General features: G+C 61.3%; 14 protein-coding genes and 2 tRNA genes. 7 read left to right on the forward strand and 9 right to left on the reverse strand.

What is annotated here, in order from left to right; translation table 11 throughout:
• The first annotated feature begins 189 nt into the window (after window positions 1–189).
• Both E4Z66_RS04370 and E4Z66_RS04375 read left to right on the forward strand, forming a co-directional pair.
• Complete coding sequence (locus E4Z66_RS04370; protein WP_136461706.1) at window positions 190–1,371, forward strand: sensor histidine kinase; 1,182 nt, start codon at window positions 190–192, stop codon at window positions 1,369–1,371.
• Window positions 1,368–1,775: a response regulator gene (locus E4Z66_RS04375; RefSeq protein ID WP_136461708.1), complete on the forward strand. Its 408-nt coding sequence runs from the start codon at window positions 1,368–1,370 to the stop codon at window positions 1,773–1,775. The genes E4Z66_RS04370 and E4Z66_RS04375 overlap by 4 nt, the downstream gene beginning before the upstream one ends.
• Before the next feature lie 29 nt (window positions 1,776–1,804).
• Here the strand turns inward: E4Z66_RS04375 and E4Z66_RS04380 are convergent, their stop codons facing one another.
• The 5 genes from E4Z66_RS04380 to E4Z66_RS04400 all read right to left on the reverse strand — a co-directional run bounded on the left by E4Z66_RS04380 (window position 1,805) and on the right by E4Z66_RS04400 (window position 7,139).
• Window positions 1,805–2,548, reverse strand: coding sequence for a response regulator transcription factor (locus E4Z66_RS04380; protein ID WP_168797718.1), 744 nt, complete (start codon window positions 2,546–2,548; stop codon window positions 1,805–1,807).
• Window positions 2,520–3,338 carry a sensor histidine kinase gene (locus E4Z66_RS04385; RefSeq protein ID WP_136461712.1) on the reverse strand — a complete coding sequence of 273 codons (819 nt, stop codon included), beginning with the start codon at window positions 3,336–3,338 and terminating at the stop codon, window positions 2,520–2,522. Before E4Z66_RS04385 ends, E4Z66_RS04380 begins: the two co-directional genes overlap by 29 nt.
• A gap of 173 nt (window positions 3,339–3,511) precedes the next feature.
• Window positions 3,512–6,658, reverse strand: coding sequence for a VWA domain-containing protein (locus E4Z66_RS04390; protein ID WP_136461714.1), 3,147 nt, complete (start codon window positions 6,656–6,658; stop codon window positions 3,512–3,514).
• A 211-nt stretch (window positions 6,659–6,869) separates the two neighbouring features.
• Window positions 6,870–6,945, reverse strand: a tRNA-Val gene (locus tag E4Z66_RS04395).
• A gap of 119 nt (window positions 6,946–7,064) precedes the next feature.
• A tRNA-Val gene (locus E4Z66_RS04400) sits at window positions 7,065–7,139 on the reverse strand.
• A 105-nt stretch (window positions 7,140–7,244) separates the two neighbouring features.
• Here E4Z66_RS04400 and E4Z66_RS04405 point away from each other — a divergent pair.
• On the forward strand, window positions 7,245–7,709 hold the full coding sequence (locus tag E4Z66_RS04405; protein WP_136461716.1) for a MaoC family dehydratase: 465 nt from the start codon (window positions 7,245–7,247) through the stop codon (window positions 7,707–7,709).
• Window positions 7,710–7,712: 3 nt separating this feature from the next.
• Here E4Z66_RS04405 and E4Z66_RS19810 read toward each other — a convergent pair whose 3' ends face one another.
• A complete protein-coding gene (locus E4Z66_RS19810; RefSeq protein ID WP_246035877.1) occupies window positions 7,713–8,258 on the reverse strand; it encodes an HU family DNA-binding protein in 546 nt (181 codons plus the stop codon).
• A gap of 209 nt (window positions 8,259–8,467) precedes the next feature.
• On the opposite strand from E4Z66_RS19810, the gene E4Z66_RS04415 reads away from it, so the two are divergent.
• On the forward strand, window positions 8,468–8,653 hold the full coding sequence (locus E4Z66_RS04415) for a hypothetical protein (RefSeq protein WP_136461718.1): 186 nt from the start codon (window positions 8,468–8,470) through the stop codon (window positions 8,651–8,653).
• Window positions 8,654–8,755: 102 nt separating this feature from the next.
• Here E4Z66_RS04415 and lon read toward each other — a convergent pair whose 3' ends face one another.
• The 3 genes from lon to tgt all read right to left on the reverse strand — a co-directional run bounded on the left by lon (window position 8,756) and on the right by tgt (window position 13,631).
• Window positions 8,756–11,167, reverse strand: coding sequence for an endopeptidase La (gene lon, locus E4Z66_RS04420; RefSeq protein ID WP_136461720.1), 2,412 nt, complete (start codon window positions 11,165–11,167; stop codon window positions 8,756–8,758).
• A gap of 330 nt (window positions 11,168–11,497) precedes the next feature.
• Window positions 11,498–12,373 carry a DUF695 domain-containing protein gene (locus E4Z66_RS04425; protein ID WP_136461722.1) on the reverse strand — a complete coding sequence of 292 codons (876 nt, stop codon included), beginning with the start codon at window positions 12,371–12,373 and terminating at the stop codon, window positions 11,498–11,500.
• A 130-nt stretch (window positions 12,374–12,503) separates the two neighbouring features.
• Entirely contained in the window at window positions 12,504–13,631 is a 1,128-nt protein-coding gene (tgt, locus tag E4Z66_RS04430; RefSeq protein ID WP_136461724.1) for a tRNA guanosine(34) transglycosylase Tgt, read from the reverse strand.
• A gap of 172 nt (window positions 13,632–13,803) precedes the next feature.
• Here tgt and E4Z66_RS04435 point away from each other — a divergent pair, with 172 nt between their 5' ends.
• From E4Z66_RS04435 to rimK, 3 genes are all read left to right on the forward strand, one after another.
• Window positions 13,804–14,700, forward strand: coding sequence for an SPFH domain-containing protein (locus E4Z66_RS04435; protein ID WP_211097107.1), 897 nt, complete (start codon window positions 13,804–13,806; stop codon window positions 14,698–14,700).
• Entirely contained in the window at window positions 14,697–14,981 is a 285-nt protein-coding gene (locus tag E4Z66_RS04440) for an NfeD family protein (protein WP_136461726.1), read from the forward strand. Before E4Z66_RS04435 ends, E4Z66_RS04440 begins: the two co-directional genes overlap by 4 nt.
• Before the next feature lie 180 nt (window positions 14,982–15,161).
• Window positions 15,162–16,565, forward strand: a complete 1,404-nt coding sequence (gene rimK, locus E4Z66_RS04445) for a 30S ribosomal protein S6--L-glutamate ligase (protein WP_136461728.1) — start codon at window positions 15,162–15,164, stop codon at window positions 16,563–16,565.
• Window positions 16,566–16,690 lie beyond the last annotated feature (125 nt).

Raw genomic sequence — 16,690 nt, forward strand, 5'->3', positions numbered from 1 at the left:
GTAAGCACCCAGTCGCGTCAACACGCAAATGCAAACCTTTTTGATTTTTTTTCGTCGGCGGTAACAGGTAGGTAATCTACCGACCATAAAACTGGGCGCACTCCCAAGAGATGGCCCGAAGAAATCATGCCCAAACCGTCCGTGCGACGCGCCTTTCCGTCCCGGCGTATGTCAGATCCTGATTGCTAGATGCCGCGACGCGACCCGTCAAAACCGGCATGGGATGGCAAGCGTCTCACTCTCCAACCGACCCGGGTGGGGTACCGGATCGTGTTGACGATGCTCGCCTTCGTTTGTGCGTTCACCTTTCTGATCACATTGCACGATCATTTCTTCGGGGCGCAAAACGGGATTGCTGTGCAGGACCATGGGTTTTTCTCTGCCGCCACGCTGTCCTCAGCCATCGTCACGATGCTGGAAGTGCTCATTGCCGGGATGGCCGCCCTCTTCGTTTTGCAGCAGGTCGCATTCCGGGCGATGGACAAGATGGCGAAACGGGTTTCGGTCGCCCATTGGAGCGACCCGGAAGACCTGGTTCCCACGGGGGAAGAACGGCTGGTATTTCCGGGCGTGGTGAAAAGCATCTTTGAAACGCTCGACCGGATGCGCCAGGAAGCGCGCGACGCCTACAAGCAGATGGAACGCCAGACCATCTATACCGCGCAACTGAACAGCTCGCTCCAGCAGGCGATCGAAGAACGTTCCGAACTCACCCACGCGCTTTCGCACGATCTGGTCACGCCGCTCAATTCCATGGACATGCTGTTGAGCGAAGTTTCCAGTCAGGGGGACGCCCTTGGGCCGGAAACTGCGCAAGACCTTGCGGATATGCAAAGCAGCCTCGACCGTCTGCGCACACAGATCGATGCGGTCAAGGATTACGCCTTCATTCTGGATAAAGCGGTGCAGTTCGAACCCGTTGATCTGGACGCCCTGGTGGAAAATGCGCTCGCCGGGATGGCACTGCAAATCGCCGATCTGGGCGCGGAAATCATCAAGGGGCCGCTCGGAACGGTTTCGGCCGACCGGGCGCTCTTGTCCTTTTTCGTGACAGAGGCTCTGGCCAACTGCCTTGCCTTCCGGGACGCGAAAAGGCCACTCCAGATCACGATCCAGACGCAATCGCCCCCCGGCACCCGGGAAGCGCGTCTCGTCATTCGTGATAACGGCATCGGGATCGCCCCTGAATACCACGACCGCGTCATGCGACTGTTCCAGCGCCTGCACACATATGCCGAAGTGCCCGGCCGCGGCCTTGGCCTGCCGATCTGCAAAAAAGTGGCGGAGCGGTTGGGCGCGGATTTCCAACTTCACTCCGCACCGGATGAAGGGACCACATTGACCTTGAAATTGAAAAGGAGCTTGCCATGAAACCGCCCCTTGGGACCGTCATGGTGATCGATGACGAGGAATTGGATCAGCGCCAGTATCGGCGCATTCTGTCGCGCTCGGGACTGACCCGGGACATCATTCAGTTCACCTATGCCGATGAGGCGCTGGAATGGTTGTTGTCTTCGCCCGACCCGGCACCGGACCTGATCCTGCTGGACATCAACATCCCGCGCATGAACGGGTTCGAATTTCTGGCTGCGCTGAAGAACGCGGTGGGAGAGCCGTCCAGCCCGGTCATCATCATGCTGACAACCTCGCTCAGCCCCGATGATCAAGCGCGCGCCAGCGCCTTCGCCTCGGTACGCGGCTATTTTCACAAGCCACTGACCGAGGCGCATCTAGCCGAAGCGGTTGAAATCCTGAAATCGGTTTCGGCGGCGTGACATGGCAGGACCATTAAGCGCCGAAACGCTTAGTGGTCCGACTTGTCGAAGTGGAAGTGGAATGCGTCGATGAAATGAAGGATTTCAATGAACCGCACGCTTTCTTCGATCTCCGCAATCTCACTTGGGGGGATCAGCACATCGATATTCGGCCCCTGTGCTTTATTCGGCAGGGCGGATGAAATCGAAACGACCTTTGCCTCACCATCTTTTGCGTCGGTGAGCGTGGAATAAGTAACTTCCGTCACTTCAGGCTTGGCGTCCGCTTCTGGCGCCAAAGACCGGCGCGCGCCCCGCGCCGCCCAGTAATTCACGGCAGAGACGGAATCGCGTCCAGCGGTGCCATCGGCGGTGTCGCCGACTTCCGCCACCAGATCCATCCAGCGTTCCGGGGACAGCGTGGATTTGAGGAGATAGCGATCGCAGCCGCGATCCAGCGCCGCGCGCGCGATCTGCGCATCCTCGAACGCGCTGACCATGACCACATAGGCGCCGAAATTGACGGAGGACGAGATGATATGATCCAGCGCGTCCAGCCCATCACCATCCGCAAGGCAATAATCCACCAGGATAAGGTCGTACTTGCCACGATCCAGTGCCAGTCCGAACTGCTGCAAATCGGCGGCTTCGTCCACTTCGACAGAGACTTCCGACTGCGACCGCGCCCAACGCATGATCCGTTTGCGGTCGAAACGGTCATCGTCCAGAACCAGCACCTTTAAAGACGGGTCCGTATAAACGCTATCAGCCCTGCGTACGGATAGACTTGGCATGGCCCTGCTCCTCATTTCCAAAACCGAAAACTTTTCCGGCCCTTACGGGACCGGGGAAATCAACTTGCGCAGCATCGTGAAGTTCGACCTGCACCGACAATCCGCCCAGCCTGTTCGCCGAACTGGCCCAGATGCGCCCGTCATAGCGCCCGACCAGCTTTTGCAGGATGGCCAGGCCCATGCCGCTCCCCTCGACCTCGTCCCGGCGGCGCAGCGTCGTCATCGGCTGGAAGATTTTCTCCAGGTCCTGCGGCGGCACGCCCGGTCCATTGTCGTCGAACCGCAAGGTGACAAGATCGCCGCTTCGCTCACCGCTGATCTTCAGCTCACCATTGCGGGGCGCGCCATGCCGCGCCGTATTTGACACCACGCAATCGAACAGGATTTTCGCGTCCTCGACCCCGATCCGCAGATCGGGAACCCCCTCATCGACGGTGACTGTCAGATGCGGCGGATCGCCGATACTGTCCAAGGCCGCCCGCACCAGCGCCGTGACGGAAAGCTGCGCGGTTTTCTGCGTTCGCCCGGCGCGCGAATAAGACAGCAAATCCGTCAGCATCCGGTCCAGACGCCGCGCGTGTTTGTCCAGCATCGACAGATTGTCGCGCATATCCGAGTTCAGGCGCACCCCTTCGGCTTCGAGGTCTTCGATGATCCAATGCGGAATTTCTGCGAGGGCGCGCGCGCTGTTGCGCACATCATGGCTGACGATATAGGCGAATTGTTCCAGCGCCGACGAGGCATCGCGTTGCGCAATAAATACCAAATCACCCGATGGACCCACGGTCATAACTTCACCCTCGTTACCATGCGCCGCGTATAAAATCGGCGCCAGACACTCACCCGGAGACTATGCGCAGACGAGCTTAACAGACGGTGAAACCGCTCTTTTTGAATAATATCAATTGTCTGAAAGACACTGAATGTTGTGCCTGCAACCTCGGCCAGGCAGGTCGGCGCGCATCACAGGATCACGTCAGCCGCGCTAAGATCCGCCAGCGCCATGTCTTCCAGAAACGCGACATCGCCATCGCCGAAATCGATGCGCAATCCGCTGCTCCGGTCGACGGCGATCTCTTGCAGCGCCGCAAAGCCGGCAAGGTGGAACGCGGACACATCCAGCGTGTCGACCCCCACCTCGAAATCCCGGACGGAATCGAATGCGCAAAGCGGATCGAAAATGAAAATGTCCTCCCCCGCGCCGCCGATCAGAACATCTCGCCCGCTGCCGCCCGACAGCACATCCGCGCCGTTCTCGCCCATGATGAAATCGTCGCCAGAGCCGCCGAAGATCGTGTCGCCGCTGCCGCCGCCGCGCAGGTCATCCGCCCCGCGCCCGCCATCCATGAAGTCCCCACCGATGTTGCCGCGCATCACGTCGGCGCCGCCTTGACCATACATCACGTCCATGTCGCGCCCGCCGTAAAGATAGTCATCCCCCGCACCGCCATAGATCAGGTCGTTCCCGGCATTGCCGTAGACCTCATCGCGGCCCGCATCGCCGATCAGGCGTTCTTCTCCTGCGTCACCGATCAAGCGATCATCGCCGCCGCCGCCATAGAGCCGATCATTGCCGCCCTTGGATTTCAGCACATCCGCCCCGGCCCCGCCGGAAAGCACATTATAGCCGCTGTTGCCGATCAGGTAGTCGTCGAATTGCGAACCGATCAGCCCTTCGATACCGGTCAGGTAGTCGATCCCGCCGGACAGGGTGTCCTGCTCCCCCTCCGGCAGGTTGAGCGCCACGTAAATACCGCCCGGCACATCCGAATAGTCGGCAATGTCGAACCCTGCCTGCCCGTCGATCAGGTCATCGCCCAGCCCGCCGCGCAGGATATTGTCGGCCTCCGATCCGCTCAGATTGTCATTCTGCGATGTGCCTTCGGCGTTCTCCACCTGCGCGATCACATCCCCCGTGGCATCGCCGCCAAAGACGGTCTGCGCAGCAAGATCGACGATCACCGGCGCGATGGATCCCGCATAGCTGACCGTATCGCTGCCATCCCCGCCGATCAGCCAATCTGCGCCCGCGCCGCCATGCAGGATATCGTCGCCCGCGCCGCCCAGCAGCCAGTCATCGCCCGCGCCGCCCGTCAGCGCGTCCTGCCCGGCACCGCCATAAAGGCTGTCATTGCCCGCCGCGCCGATCAGCCGATCATGCCCGCCGCTGCCCTCCAGCGCGTCATCGCCCTCTCCTCCCAGAAGCACATCATCGCCGGTTTGATCGTCTTCGTCGTCAAGGGTGAGCATGACTTCAACCTGCGTTGCCGCCCCATCCGCCGCGATAAGGCGAGCCGTGACGTCATCTGCCTCATCCTCAACCAGCCCGGCAGCTTCCACCTGAAAACGCAGGCCCAGCGGCGTTTGCTCCAAATCCGAAGCGGGCAGCACCGTTTGCAATGTCCCGTTGACCAGGATTTCGACCCGGTCCATGGGCGCGGCCGACAGGGTTGGCGCCGTGAGGGCGCTGGTCAGGTCCGCCGCCGAACCGATTGACCCGACACTGTTGTTCGGAACCCCGTCATCCAGCAGGTCCAGCTCATAGACCCCGGCCAAGGGCCCCAAGGCGAGCGTTTGGATGTCCGCCCCGATCGGCCCGCTGCGCAGGGTTTCTGCCGTGTCGAGATAGGTTCCCCCCGCTGTCGCAACCCCATCGGACAAAAAGACCAGCCGGTTCTGTCCGGCCCCCATCGTGCCAAAAGCCGTGACCGCCGCTTGCAGCGCGGCCTCGTAATCGCTGGCGCCGTTGGGGATCTGCCCGGACAAGGCCCCGCTTGCGCCCGCGCCCAGAGCGCCATCAAACAGCACCTCCGCCGTGTCTGCATAGCCGAGGATCACCACATCCTGCCCCGCATGGCCCGTGGTGATCATGGTATCGATGAACCCCGCCAGCCCCGCGTGCAGCAGGTCGATCATTTGATCCGGGGCACCGTCACCACTCAAATCCCCCAGCCCCGCCGCGCCGTCGAACACCGTGTTCATGGAGCCCGAGAGGTCGACCGCGATGACAAGATTGGTGCCCGCCGCGCCTGCACCCGTGGTGATAACCCCGTCCACCAGCGTTTCGCTGGCGCGGGTCGCAGGCGTGGCTGTCAGGGTCAGCGCAAGGCTTTGCCCTGCGCCGGGCAAATCCGCCGTGGCCACCCGGCTTTGCCCCCACCCGGCATCGCCGTCCATCACGTCATTGCCGGCCTCCCCCTGCAACACATCATTGCCGCCGCCGCCGCGCAGATCGTCATGCCCATCGCCGCCAAGTACCACATCGTCGCCTACACCGCTATCGACACGGTCAGCGCCCGCCTGACCCAGGATCGTGTCATCGCCCGCATCCGCCAGAAACCATTCGTTCCGCGCCGAGCCAACCAGCGTATCCGCCCCTTCGTTCCCGAAATAGGTCGTCTGTTCGTTATATCCGGCCACATGGTAATTCAGGATCGACGCCGCCAGGGTGGCGGAAATGCCAAGGGCCATGTCTTCGTCCAGCGGTCCTGCCAACGCTTCGGCAAGCGCCTGCAACGTCCCCGGCGCATAGCTTTGCGCGGCAAAGGTCATCACGCTTGCGCTCTGGCCCGGTTGCAGATCGAAGGTGAAGATCAGATCAGCCCGGTCCGATATCGGATAGCCCGCCACATCCGGCGCGCGCGTGCCGTCGCCAAAGGCAATGGCCACCTGCGGGTCGCCCGCCTCTGGCGCGGTATCATCGTTGATGAAGTAGCTGTCCGCCGTATCCAACACCTGATCGCCGCTGGAGGTCGCAATGATCTGGCTGGCCCCGTCAGAACCGAAATTGGTCGACAGACGCAGCGTATAGGTTGTGGCCTGCGTCCCGGTGTTGGTGACCGTATCGATGAACCGCGCCCATCCCGCGTCATCAGGCACATAGATACGCCGTTCCAGAGAGATGAACGGGTCCGACACCGCGGCCCCGGCACGCAGCACCAATTGCCGCCCGAACAGTTCCAGATCAGCTTGCCCCACGGTGGGCTGATCGACATTGTCCATGCCGCCATCGAACGCATCAAGCGTACCATCGCCAATCTGCCCATCGCGCTGAATATCCCACCGAAACCCGGCCCCATCGACAAGGTTGAAAGGTAGTGAAACGGACATGGCTTCCCCAGAATTAGCGAGTTTGCAGACACTGCCTTTCCTGAACCCGCAATCGCAAAGACTCGGTTAATTTGACGAAAATACAATCTATCGGGGAAGGTCGCTTGATACCCCGAACACATCCGCAGTTGGCAAACCGGCGACGTCAACCGGTCCGGGGCCAGATCAGCAACGCCACAGCATTGATGTCACTTCGGCTGGGGGGGGGGGATGGTGGGTGATGAGAGGCTCGAACTCCCGACATCTTCGGTGTAAACGAAGCGCTCTACCAACTGAGCTAATCACCCGTGCGGGAAGCCTTTAGCGGAAACCGCAGCCAGGTTGCAAGCCCCTCTTTCAGAGAAATTCCAACTTATCTGCCCCCGCCGCGTATCGCGGTCGGAAAAGCTGGGACCAGAGGGGGAAATGGTGGGTGATAAGAGATTTGAACTCCTGACATCTTCGATGTGAACGAAGCGCTCTACCACTGAGCTAATCACCCACTCAGTGCAGGCGGAATTATCCAATTTGACCGCGATGTGCAAGAGGTCTTGCGCAAATTTCGGAAGGGGTTGAAATCGCCGGACCGCCGCGCTGAAACTGCCCCATGACCTTTGATCCGACACAGCATCAAATGTTGCCAACGCGGCATTTCGACGACTTCTCCGTGGGAGAGCGGTTCCGCGCCCCCTCGCGCACCATGACGGCGGGCGTTTTCACGGCGTTTCAGGCGGCCAGCGGCGATAACCACCCGATCCATTACGACCGCGCCTATCTTGCGCGGCTTGGTCACCCCGGCCTGATGGCGCATGGCTATCAGACCTTGATCCAAGCGGCCATTGGTGCGTGCCCTCTGGCGCATGAGATGGGCGAAGCGCTGATCGGGTTTCTGGACCAGTCCAGCCGCTTTCTTGCCCCGGTTTACGAGGGCGATACGCTTTATCCCGCTTTTGAGATCACCGAACTGCAACGTCGCACGACCACCGGCACGATGCGCTTGGCAGTGACGCTGCATAATCAGGACGGCACGCTGGTCTGCGACGGGCACCAAACCTATCTGATGCGGCTTTGACCCCTACTCTGCCGCGTCTTTGCCCGACTTGGTTTGTTGGCGCAGCTTTGCGACGATCACGCGGGCCGATTGCTGCTGCTTGACGCGCTGCACTTTCAGCTTGGCGAAGGGCGGCAGGTTCATTTCGCGATCCTCGGCCAGCGCCTCGCCCAGAACGGCGAGCGTGTTTTCGATCACCGCTTTGACATCCCTGCGTTTGTGGCCAGAGCGTTCGACAACCGCGTCGATCAGATCCTTCTTGCGCATCGCCGGGCCAGAGAGCTTCGGCGCGGTTTCCTCGACCACGGCGGGACGCGCGATCTCGGCCTTCGGGGCGGGCGGCGCTTTGGTGGCGGTGGCCGCAGGCGCGGTATTGGGCGTTGTACTGGACGAAGTAAGGGGCGCCGCAGGCTTGGACGCCGCGCTTTTCGCCGGCACCTTGCGGCTGCGCGTGGTCTTGGCGGCGGGTTTCGCCGTTTTGGCGGGGGGCGTTGTCTTGCGTGCAGAGCTGCGCGCCGTCTTGGTTGTCGTGCTTTTGCTGCTGCGCGGGGATACCGGGGCCTTGGCCATCGTTACGTCTTTCGATTATTTCTGCTCAGGCGACAGTCTAACCTCGACCGCGTTAATTTTCCAGCAATCGACGCCAATCCCCCCAGAATCCACAGGTTTCCCCCCGAATTCACTCGCCCGGCGGCGCTGAAAGCACAGAAATGTTGACGTGACGTAGGGTTAACGGCAGGTTTGATCCCGCTGCTACATTACTTCTTGGGGAAAGTTAGATGAAAAAGTCGATATTTCTGGGTGTTGTTGGGTTTGCTCTCATGGGCACCATGGCCGTTGCAGGATCTGTCGCGGATCCGGTGATCGAAGCGCCTGTGGTTGTCGAAGCGGCGACCAGTTCCTCCTCCGGGGAAGTGCTCGTCCTGATGCTGGCGCTGTTGATGATCCTGCCCGTCGTGGACTAACGCCCGGCGCGGACCTGTGCGGTCGCTTTTGGCCCAATTCGGCCGGTCCAAATAAAAAGGGCGCCCCAATCGGAGCGCCCTTTTTTCTGTGATGCGACAGGGTCAGTGCGCGGTCGTTTGACCGAACCCGCCCCCGGCAGAGGCCGCACGGGCTGCTGCTGCGGCTTCTTCCGCAGCTTCGTCCCATTCGATCGGCTCCGGCTGCGAGACCAGCGCATGTTCCAGCACCTCGGAGACGTGGGTGACGGGGATGATGGTCATACCCTCTTTCACGTTATCCGGAATGTCGGCCAGATCCTTCTCGTTCTCTTCGGGGATAAGAACCGTCTTGATCCCGCCCCGCAGCGCCGCGAGAAGTTTCTCCTTCAGGCCGCCGATCGGCATGGCATTCCCGCGCAGCGACACTTCGCCCGTCATGGCGATGTCCTTCTTCACGGGGATACCCGTCAGCACCGACACGATGGAGGTGACCATCGCCAGACCAGCGGACGGGCCATCCTTCGGCGTCGCGCCATCCGGCACGTGCACGTGGATATCCATCGTGTCGAATTTCGGCGGCTTCACACCGATTTCCGGCGCGATGGAGCGCACGTAAGAGGATGCCGCGTCGATGGATTCCTTCATCACATCGCCAAGCTTACCGGTCGTCTTCATCCGCCCCTTACCGGGCAGCTTCAACGCCTCGATATGCAGCAGATCGCCACCCACAGAGGTATAGGCCAGCCCGGTCACGACACCAACCTGGTCCTTCTCTTCGGCCAGCCCATAGCGGTACTTGCGCACGCCAAGGAACTCGTCGAGGTTTTCCGGTGTGACTGTCACGGTCTCCGCCTCTTTGCGAACGATCTTCGTCAGCGCCTTCCGGGCCACCTTGGCGATCTCACGCTCCAGATTCCGAACACCGGCTTCGCGCGTGTAGTAGCGAATGATCGCTTGCAACGCATCGTCGGTCAGTTCGAATTCCTTCGTCTTCAAGCCATGGTTCTTGATCTGCTTGCTGATGAGATGCTGCTTGGCGATTTCCGATTTCTCGTCCTCGGTATACCCGGCCAGCGGAATGATCTCCATCCGGTCAAGCAACGGCCCCGGCATGTTGTAGCTGTTCGACGTGGTCAGGAACATCACGTTCGACAGGTCATATTCCACCTCAAGATAGTGGTCCATGAACGTGCCGTTCTGTTCCGGATCAAGCACTTCGAGCATCGCCGACGCCGGATCGCCACGGAAATCCTGCCCCATCTTGTCGATCTCATCGAGCAAGATAAGCGGGTTCGTGGTTTTCGCCTTTTTCAGCGCCTGGATGATCTTGCCCGGCATAGACCCGATATAGGTCCGGCGGTGGCCGCGGATTTCCGATTCATCACGCACGCCGCCAAGGCTGATCCGGATGAATTCGCGCCCGGTCGCCTTCGCCACGGACTTGCCGAGAGAGGTTTTGCCCACACCCGGAGGTCCGACAAGGCACAGGATCGGCCCCTTCAGCTTCTTGGAGCGCTGCTGCACCGCAAGATACTCAACGATCCGCTCTTTGACCTTCTCAAGGCCATAGTGGTCGTTATCGAGGATGTTCTGCGCCCGGCCCAGATCCTTTTTGACGCGCGATTTCACGCCCCACGGGATCGCCAGCATCCAATCGAGGTAATTGCGGACCACAGTCGCCTCGGCGCTCATCGGTGACATGTTGCGCAGCTTTTTCAGCTCCGCCTCTGCCTTCTCGCGCGCCTCTTTCGACAGCTTGGTTGCCGCGATTTTCTCTTCAAGCTCTGCAATCTCGTTCGAGCCGTCCTCGCCGTCACCAAGCTCCTTCTGAATGGCCTTCATTTGCTCATTCAGATAGTATTCGCGCTGGGTGCGCTCCATCTGGCTTTTGACGCGGGTCTTGATCTTTTTCTCGACCTGCATGACGGACATCTCGCCCTGCATCAGGCCATAGACCTTTTCCAGACGCTCGCTTACCGAAAGCGTTTCCAGAAGGTCTTGTTTTTGCTGAACTTCAATACCCAGATGCCCGGCCACCAGATCCGCCAGCTTGGCAGGTTCTGCGGTTTCCGCGACGGCGGTCAACGCCTCTTCGGGGATGTTCTTCTTGACCTTGGCATAGCGTTCGAACTCATCCGCAACAGAGCGCAGCAGCGCTTCTGTCGTGGCCATGTCGCCCGGCATTTCGGTCAGGTATTCGCAGCTGGCTTCAAAGAAATTGTCATTGTCGATGAAGTCGGTGATCCGCACACGCGACTGCCCCTCGACCAGCACCTTGACGGTGCCGTCGGGCAATTTCAGCATTTGCAGAACACTGGCGAGAACACCCGCCTTGAAGATTCCGTCGGTCTCCGGGTCGTCAATCGACGCGTCGATCTGGCTCGACAGCAGAATCTGCTTGTCGTCGGCCATCACTTCCTCGAGCGCCCGTACCGATTTTTCCCGCCCGACGAACAGCGGCACGATCATGTGGGGGAAAACCACGATGTCGCGCAGCGGCAGTACCGGGTAGGACGTGTTAAGAGGCTCTTGCATGCTCTTTCCTTATTCTTGGCAAGGCGGGCGGTCCCAAAAGAGGCAACACTGCCCGTCTCCTGTCTACGGAGTGTTAAACTGTGGCCCGACCCAGCGTTTTTCAAGCCGTGTTCAGTTCACAACATGCCGCGACAGCCCTTGGTGTGCAACGGGCCAATGGCGCAAAAACCGAATATCCGTCAATTCCTGAACGTTTAGTTAACGCTGCGGGCGCGCTGCCGGGGACGCGCGCAAAACCGCGTATTGCGGGACGGAAGGTGGCGTTAACCCGCAAGATGGCGGGCACGGCTGGCCGGAAGGCGCGCTTTCGCCAAAGCGCAGCTGCCCCGTTCAGTGCAGGCGCAGAATCGGCGACGTTTCCGCGCCGAGGCCTTGGCGCTGCGCCTCCGCCAGACCTTGCCCAGCGCTCTGCACCACCATGGCTTGCCAGCCCTCATAGCTGCCGCCCTGCCCGGCACAGGCATCCAGCAGGCGCATCGTATGCAGACCGATATCCTGCGGTGCCATGGTGGCAAGATGCGTCAGCCGCACGACGAAGCCATCCTCATGGCTGGTTCCGGGTTCCACCGGGGCCACCCTATAGCCCTTGCTGCGCGCCCAATCGGCGAATTGTTCGGCGGCACGGGGGCTCGTAAAGGCGCACCAATGTTCGACCGGGCGCGTCTCGGCCGTCATATCGCCCGCATCGCGCAGCGCATCGAGTTGCCGCTGATCCGCGATCCACTGCCAATCCTGATCGGTCGGATAAAGCAGATCCCGGTATGGTCGCAGCGGCGCGTCGGTGATCTGCATCAGCGCGACCTCATAGCCGTGGGTTTGCCCCACCGTGACCAGCGTCCGTTCCACCTGTGGCAGATCGGCGTCGTTGCGGATCAGCACATAGATGCGCCGAAGCCCGTTCGCCGTGATGCGCCCAAGATAGTGCTGCCCCGGCACGCCGATCGCTGTCTGGAGCGCCTCGTCAAAGGCCATCAGGGTCTTCCCCTCGGCCACGGTCGGCATCCCGTTCGCGGTGACATGGGCCAACGCGATTTCGGCCTGGATCACCGTGGCGGGCATCATTGCATCCAGAAAGGGTTCGATCCCCACATGCACGACGACAGAGCAAAGCGTGTCCTCGATCATGGTCAGGAAGGTCTCCCACTGGTCCGGGATGTCGGCAGGCGTATCGGCAAGCTGTGGCTGTGCAGTCTTGGACGTGGTCATGAGAATGTCGCCTTTTGAGTTGGCCGGACCCTAGCACAGCAATTCCCGTCATGGGAGAGACCCCGGCAGATCAAATGGATTACCCCCCCCTGTCGGGCAGATACATCGCCGGGCGCTTACCGCAGGCCAGTCACAGCGGGTCTATATCGCCCTGCGCCCGCGTTTGTGTGAACTCCGTCTGCCAAGCTTCGAACCGACCTTCGGCAATCGCGTGGCGCATCTGATCCATGATCTGCTGGTAGTAATGCAGGTTGTGCCACGTCAGCAGCATGGAAGAGATGATCTCCTGCGTGCGGAAGACGTGATGCAGATAGGCGCGCGAATAGTTGCGGCAGGCCGGGCATGTGCATTCTTCGTCCAAGGGGCGCGGATCGTCCTGATGCCGGGCGTTCTTGATGTTGAGCACACCCAGCCGGGTAAAGACCTGCCCCGTCCGCCCCGACCGCGACGGCAGCACGCAATCCATCATGTCGATCCCGCGCGCGACCGCCCCCACGATGTCATCGGGCTTGCCGACCCCCATCAGATAGCGCGGCTTGTCTTGCGGAAGCTGCTCGGGCGCATAGTCGAGGCAACCGAACATCGCCTCCTGCCCTTCGCCCACAGCCAAACCACCGACGGCATAGCCTTCGAACCCGATCTCGCGCAGCGCTTCGGCAGATTGCGCGCGCAGGTCTTCTTCCAGCCCCCCCTGCTGGATCCCGAACAGCGCGTGGCCCGGACGGTCCCCGAACGCCTCACGCGACCGCGCCGCCCAGCGCATCGACAGTTCCATCGACGCGGCGATCCGGTCCCGGTCGGCGGGCAAGGCGGGACATTCGTCGAAACACATGACGATGTCAGAGCCCAGAAGCCGCTGAATTTCCATGGAGCGTTCGGGGCTGAGCATATGCTTGGACCCGTCTACATGGCTTTTGAACGTCACGCCCTCTTCCGTCAGCTTGCGCAGCCCGGCAAGGCTCATCACCTGAAACCCGCCGGAATCGGTGAGGATCGGACGATCCCAATTCATGAACTTATGCAGCCCGCCCAGCCGATCGATTCGCTCGGCGGTGGGGCGCAGCATCAGGTGGTAGGTATTGCCAAGCAGGATATCGGCCCCCGTGGCGCGCACGCTTTCCGGCATCATCGCCTTGACTGTGGCCGCCGTTCCGACGGGCATGAAGGCAGGTGTGCGGATATCGCCGCGCGGGGTGGAGATCACCCCGGTCCGGGCGCGGCCATCGGTGGCCTGAAGATCGAAACTAAAGGAGGTCATGGGCCCGCAATAATCCGGCAGCGCCCCCGCGACAAGTTGGATGATCGCCCTTCCGGCAGGAAAGCTGCGCTGAAGCGCACCCTACGGGCAGGCCCAGCGCGCGGGCTTTCCCCTTGCCTTTCTGCCCCGCTCTGACGACATTCTTGCCGGTATACGTTGTGAGGAGCCCCCCGTGCCGATTGAAGATATCCTGCTTAGCTTCGCAGAGGCGAATGTCGTCTGGTTGATTGCAGCCGTCCTGATCGTGATCCTTGTTCTGAAGGCGGTCAAAATCGTCAGCCAGTCGGAAAAGCACGTGGTCGAACGGTTCGGCCGCCTGCGCGCGGTGCTTGGCCCCGGTATCAACCTGATCGTGCCCTTCCTCGACCGCGTGGCGCATCAGGTGTCGATCCTTGAACGCCAGCTCCCGACCGCCAGCCAGGACGCCATCACGCGCGACAACGTGCTGGTGCAGGTCGATACCTCTGTCTTCTACCGCATTCTGGAGCCTGAAAAGACGGTCTACCGTATCCGCGATGTGGATGGGGCGATTTCCACCACCGTCGCCGGTATCGTCCGGGCAGAGATCGGCAAGATGGATCTGGACGAGGTCCAGTCCAACCGGGCGCAGTTGATCTCTACCATCAAGACCAGTGTCGAGGACGCGGTGGATGATTGGGGGATCGAGGTCACGCGGGCCGAAATTCTGGATGTGAATCTGGATCAGGCGACACGCGACGCGATGCTGCAACAGTTGAACGCGGAACGCGCACGCCGGGCGCAGGTGACCGAAGCGGAGGGCCAGAAGCGTGCCGTGGAACTGGCCGCCGATGGGGAACTCTATGCCGCCGAGCAAACTGCCAAAGCGCGCCGCGTGCTGGCGGATGCCGAAGCCTATGCCACGCAGGTCGTGGCGCAGGCGATCAATGAAAACGGGCTGGAAGCGGCCCAGTACCAAATCGCGCTGAAGCAGGTGGAGGCGCTGAATGGTCTCGGCTCCAGCGCTGGCAATCAAACCGTGGTGCTGCCCGCCAATGCGGTCGACGCCTTCACCGACGCCTTCAGCCTGCTCAAGGGGCGCAAGCCATGATGGCGTGGCTGACAACATGGTGGGTCTGGATCGCCATTGGGTTGGTATTCGGCATTATCGAGGTGCTGGCACCGGGCTTCATCTTCCTTGGCTTCATGCTGGGGGCGCTGATCGTTGGACTGATTGCGCTGGTGGCGCAGGGTTTCATCGCCGGGCTGAGCTTCAACGCGCTGATGGCGCTGTTCGCAGGTTTGTCGCTGCTGTCCTGGATCGCGCTGCGATTGGCCTTTCGCCGCCAGTCAAGCGGGGCCAAGACCTTTACCAATGACATCAACGACTGACACGGCAGCAGATTAAGCCAGCGGCAAAGCGCAGCGGCGGCACGCATCGCCTCGCCTCAAAAGGCCCGGTGCCGCTAGGGCGCAAACCTTGGCCTTCGCAGGCCCGTCACGGTCGTATCGCAGTTGTGAGCGCCATCACAGGCTGATACATTCGCGGCACCGCAGCAAGGAACGACCGACATGTCTGATGACACCCCGACCCAACTGGAATTCGGCTGGGAGGAATGGGTAGCCCTTCCCGATCTTGGCCTGCCCGCGCTGCGCGCCAAGGTAGATACCGGTGCGCGAACATCGGCGCTGCACGCCTCCGAGATCGAGGTTTTCGGCCCCAACGCCAAACCCAAGGTGCGGTTCATCGTGAACCCGGTGGCGGGCGATGACGGGCTTGCGATCCCCTGTTCCGCCACCATTCTGGACCGGCGCGAAGTCACGTCGTCCAACGGCGAGAAAGAGATGCGCTATGTCATTGGATCGAAACTGACGGTGAATGGTCAAAGCTGGCCGATCGAGATCACCCTGACCAACCGTGCCGGCATGGCCAGCCGGATGCTGCTGGGGCGGCAGGCGCTGACCGAACACATCACCATCACCGCGACGGAAAAGCATCTTCAGCCGGAACTCAGCTATGATGTTTACCGCTCTGCCGGGCTGCGCAAGACCGCGCCGAAACGCGCGCTGCGGATTGCGGTTCTCAGCCGCGAGGACAATTATTCGACCCGCCGCCTGGTGCAGGAAGGCGAAGCGCGCGGACACACGGTAGAGGTGATCGACACCACCCGCTGCTATATGGCCATCAACGCGATGAGCCCCGAGGTGCATTACGACGGTGCGCGCCTGCCCCGCTATGACGCCGTGGTGCCGCGCATTGGCGCATCCATCACCCCCTATGGCACCGCCGTGATCCGGCAGTTCGAGACCATCGGCACCTATTGCGTCAACGGCTCCACCGGGATCGCTTCAAGCCGTGATAAACTGCAAGCGCATCAGATCCTCGCCTCGCAAAAGATCGGGATGCCGACGACGGCCTTTGCGGCCTCGCCCAAGGATACGCGCAACCTGATGGATCTTGTCGGCACCGCGCCGATGATCGTGAAGCTGCTGGAATCCACTCAAGGCAAGGGCGTCGTTCTGGCAGAAACGAAGAAAGCGGCTGAATCGGTGATCGACGCCTTCCGCGGACTGCGTGCCAACTTCCTTGTGCAGCATTTCGTCAAAGAGGCCGCCGGAGAAGATATTCGCTGCCTTGTGATCGCGGGCAAAGTCGTCGCGGCGATGAAACGCACCGGCGCCGATGGCGATTTCCGGTCGAACCTGCATCGCGGCGGCACCGCCAAGGTCGCCCGCATCACCCGGCAGGAACGCGCCACCGCCGTGAAAGCTGCCAAAGCCTTCGGGCTGGGCATCGCCGGGGTCGATCTGCTGCGCTCCGAAGACGGCCCCAAAGTGCTGGAGGTCAATTCCTCTCCCGGCTTCGAAGGGATCGAGACAGCGACCGGCAAGAACGTCGTGGGCTTCCTCTATGACGAGATCGAAACGCACGCGGCCCCCAAACCGACGCGCCGGAAAGTCCGCAGCGGCGGCTGAGAGCCGGTCCTGACCACCCTGACACCGTTTGGCATTTACCTGATCTTAGGTTTTTTGCGCCACGATCTGACAGGTCGCAGCACGCCTGAACCCGTGCCTTGCGCCATGTTTGGTAACGCGTAGTA

This window comes from Aliishimia ponticola, from assembly GCF_004803475.1.
GTDB classification, from domain to species: Bacteria; Pseudomonadota; Alphaproteobacteria; order Rhodobacterales; family Rhodobacteraceae; genus Aliishimia; species Aliishimia ponticola.

Coding starts and splice junctions, on each gene's coding strand:
- E4Z66_RS04385 (WP_136461712.1), bottom strand. CDS start 3,338: ATGACCGTGGGTCCATCGGGTGATTTGGTATTTATTGCGCAACGCGAT.
- E4Z66_RS04370 (WP_136461706.1), top strand. CDS start 190: ATGCCGCGACGCGACCCGTCAAAACCGGCATGGGATGGCAAGCGTCTC.
- E4Z66_RS04390 (WP_136461714.1), bottom strand. CDS start 6,658: ATGTCCGTTTCACTACCTTTCAACCTTGTCGATGGGGCCGGGTTTCGG.
- E4Z66_RS04380 (WP_168797718.1), bottom strand. CDS start 2,548: ATGCCAAGTCTATCCGTACGCAGGGCTGATAGCGTTTATACGGACCCG.
- E4Z66_RS19810 (WP_246035877.1), bottom strand. CDS start 8,258: ATGGCCAAGGCCCCGGTATCCCCGCGCAGCAGCAAAAGCACGACAACC.
- E4Z66_RS04375 (WP_136461708.1), top strand. CDS start 1,368: ATGAAACCGCCCCTTGGGACCGTCATGGTGATCGATGACGAGGAATTG.
- E4Z66_RS04440 (WP_136461726.1), top strand. CDS start 14,697: ATGATGGCGTGGCTGACAACATGGTGGGTCTGGATCGCCATTGGGTTG.
- E4Z66_RS04425 (WP_136461722.1), bottom strand. CDS start 12,373: ATGACCACGTCCAAGACTGCACAGCCACAGCTTGCCGATACGCCTGCC.
- tgt (WP_136461724.1), bottom strand. CDS start 13,631: ATGACCTCCTTTAGTTTCGATCTTCAGGCCACCGATGGCCGCGCCCGG.
- E4Z66_RS04415 (WP_136461718.1), top strand. CDS start 8,468: ATGAAAAAGTCGATATTTCTGGGTGTTGTTGGGTTTGCTCTCATGGGC.
- rimK (WP_136461728.1), top strand. CDS start 15,162: ATGTCTGATGACACCCCGACCCAACTGGAATTCGGCTGGGAGGAATGG.
- E4Z66_RS04405 (WP_136461716.1), top strand. CDS start 7,245: ATGACCTTTGATCCGACACAGCATCAAATGTTGCCAACGCGGCATTTC.
- lon (WP_136461720.1), bottom strand. CDS start 11,167: ATGCAAGAGCCTCTTAACACGTCCTACCCGGTACTGCCGCTGCGCGAC.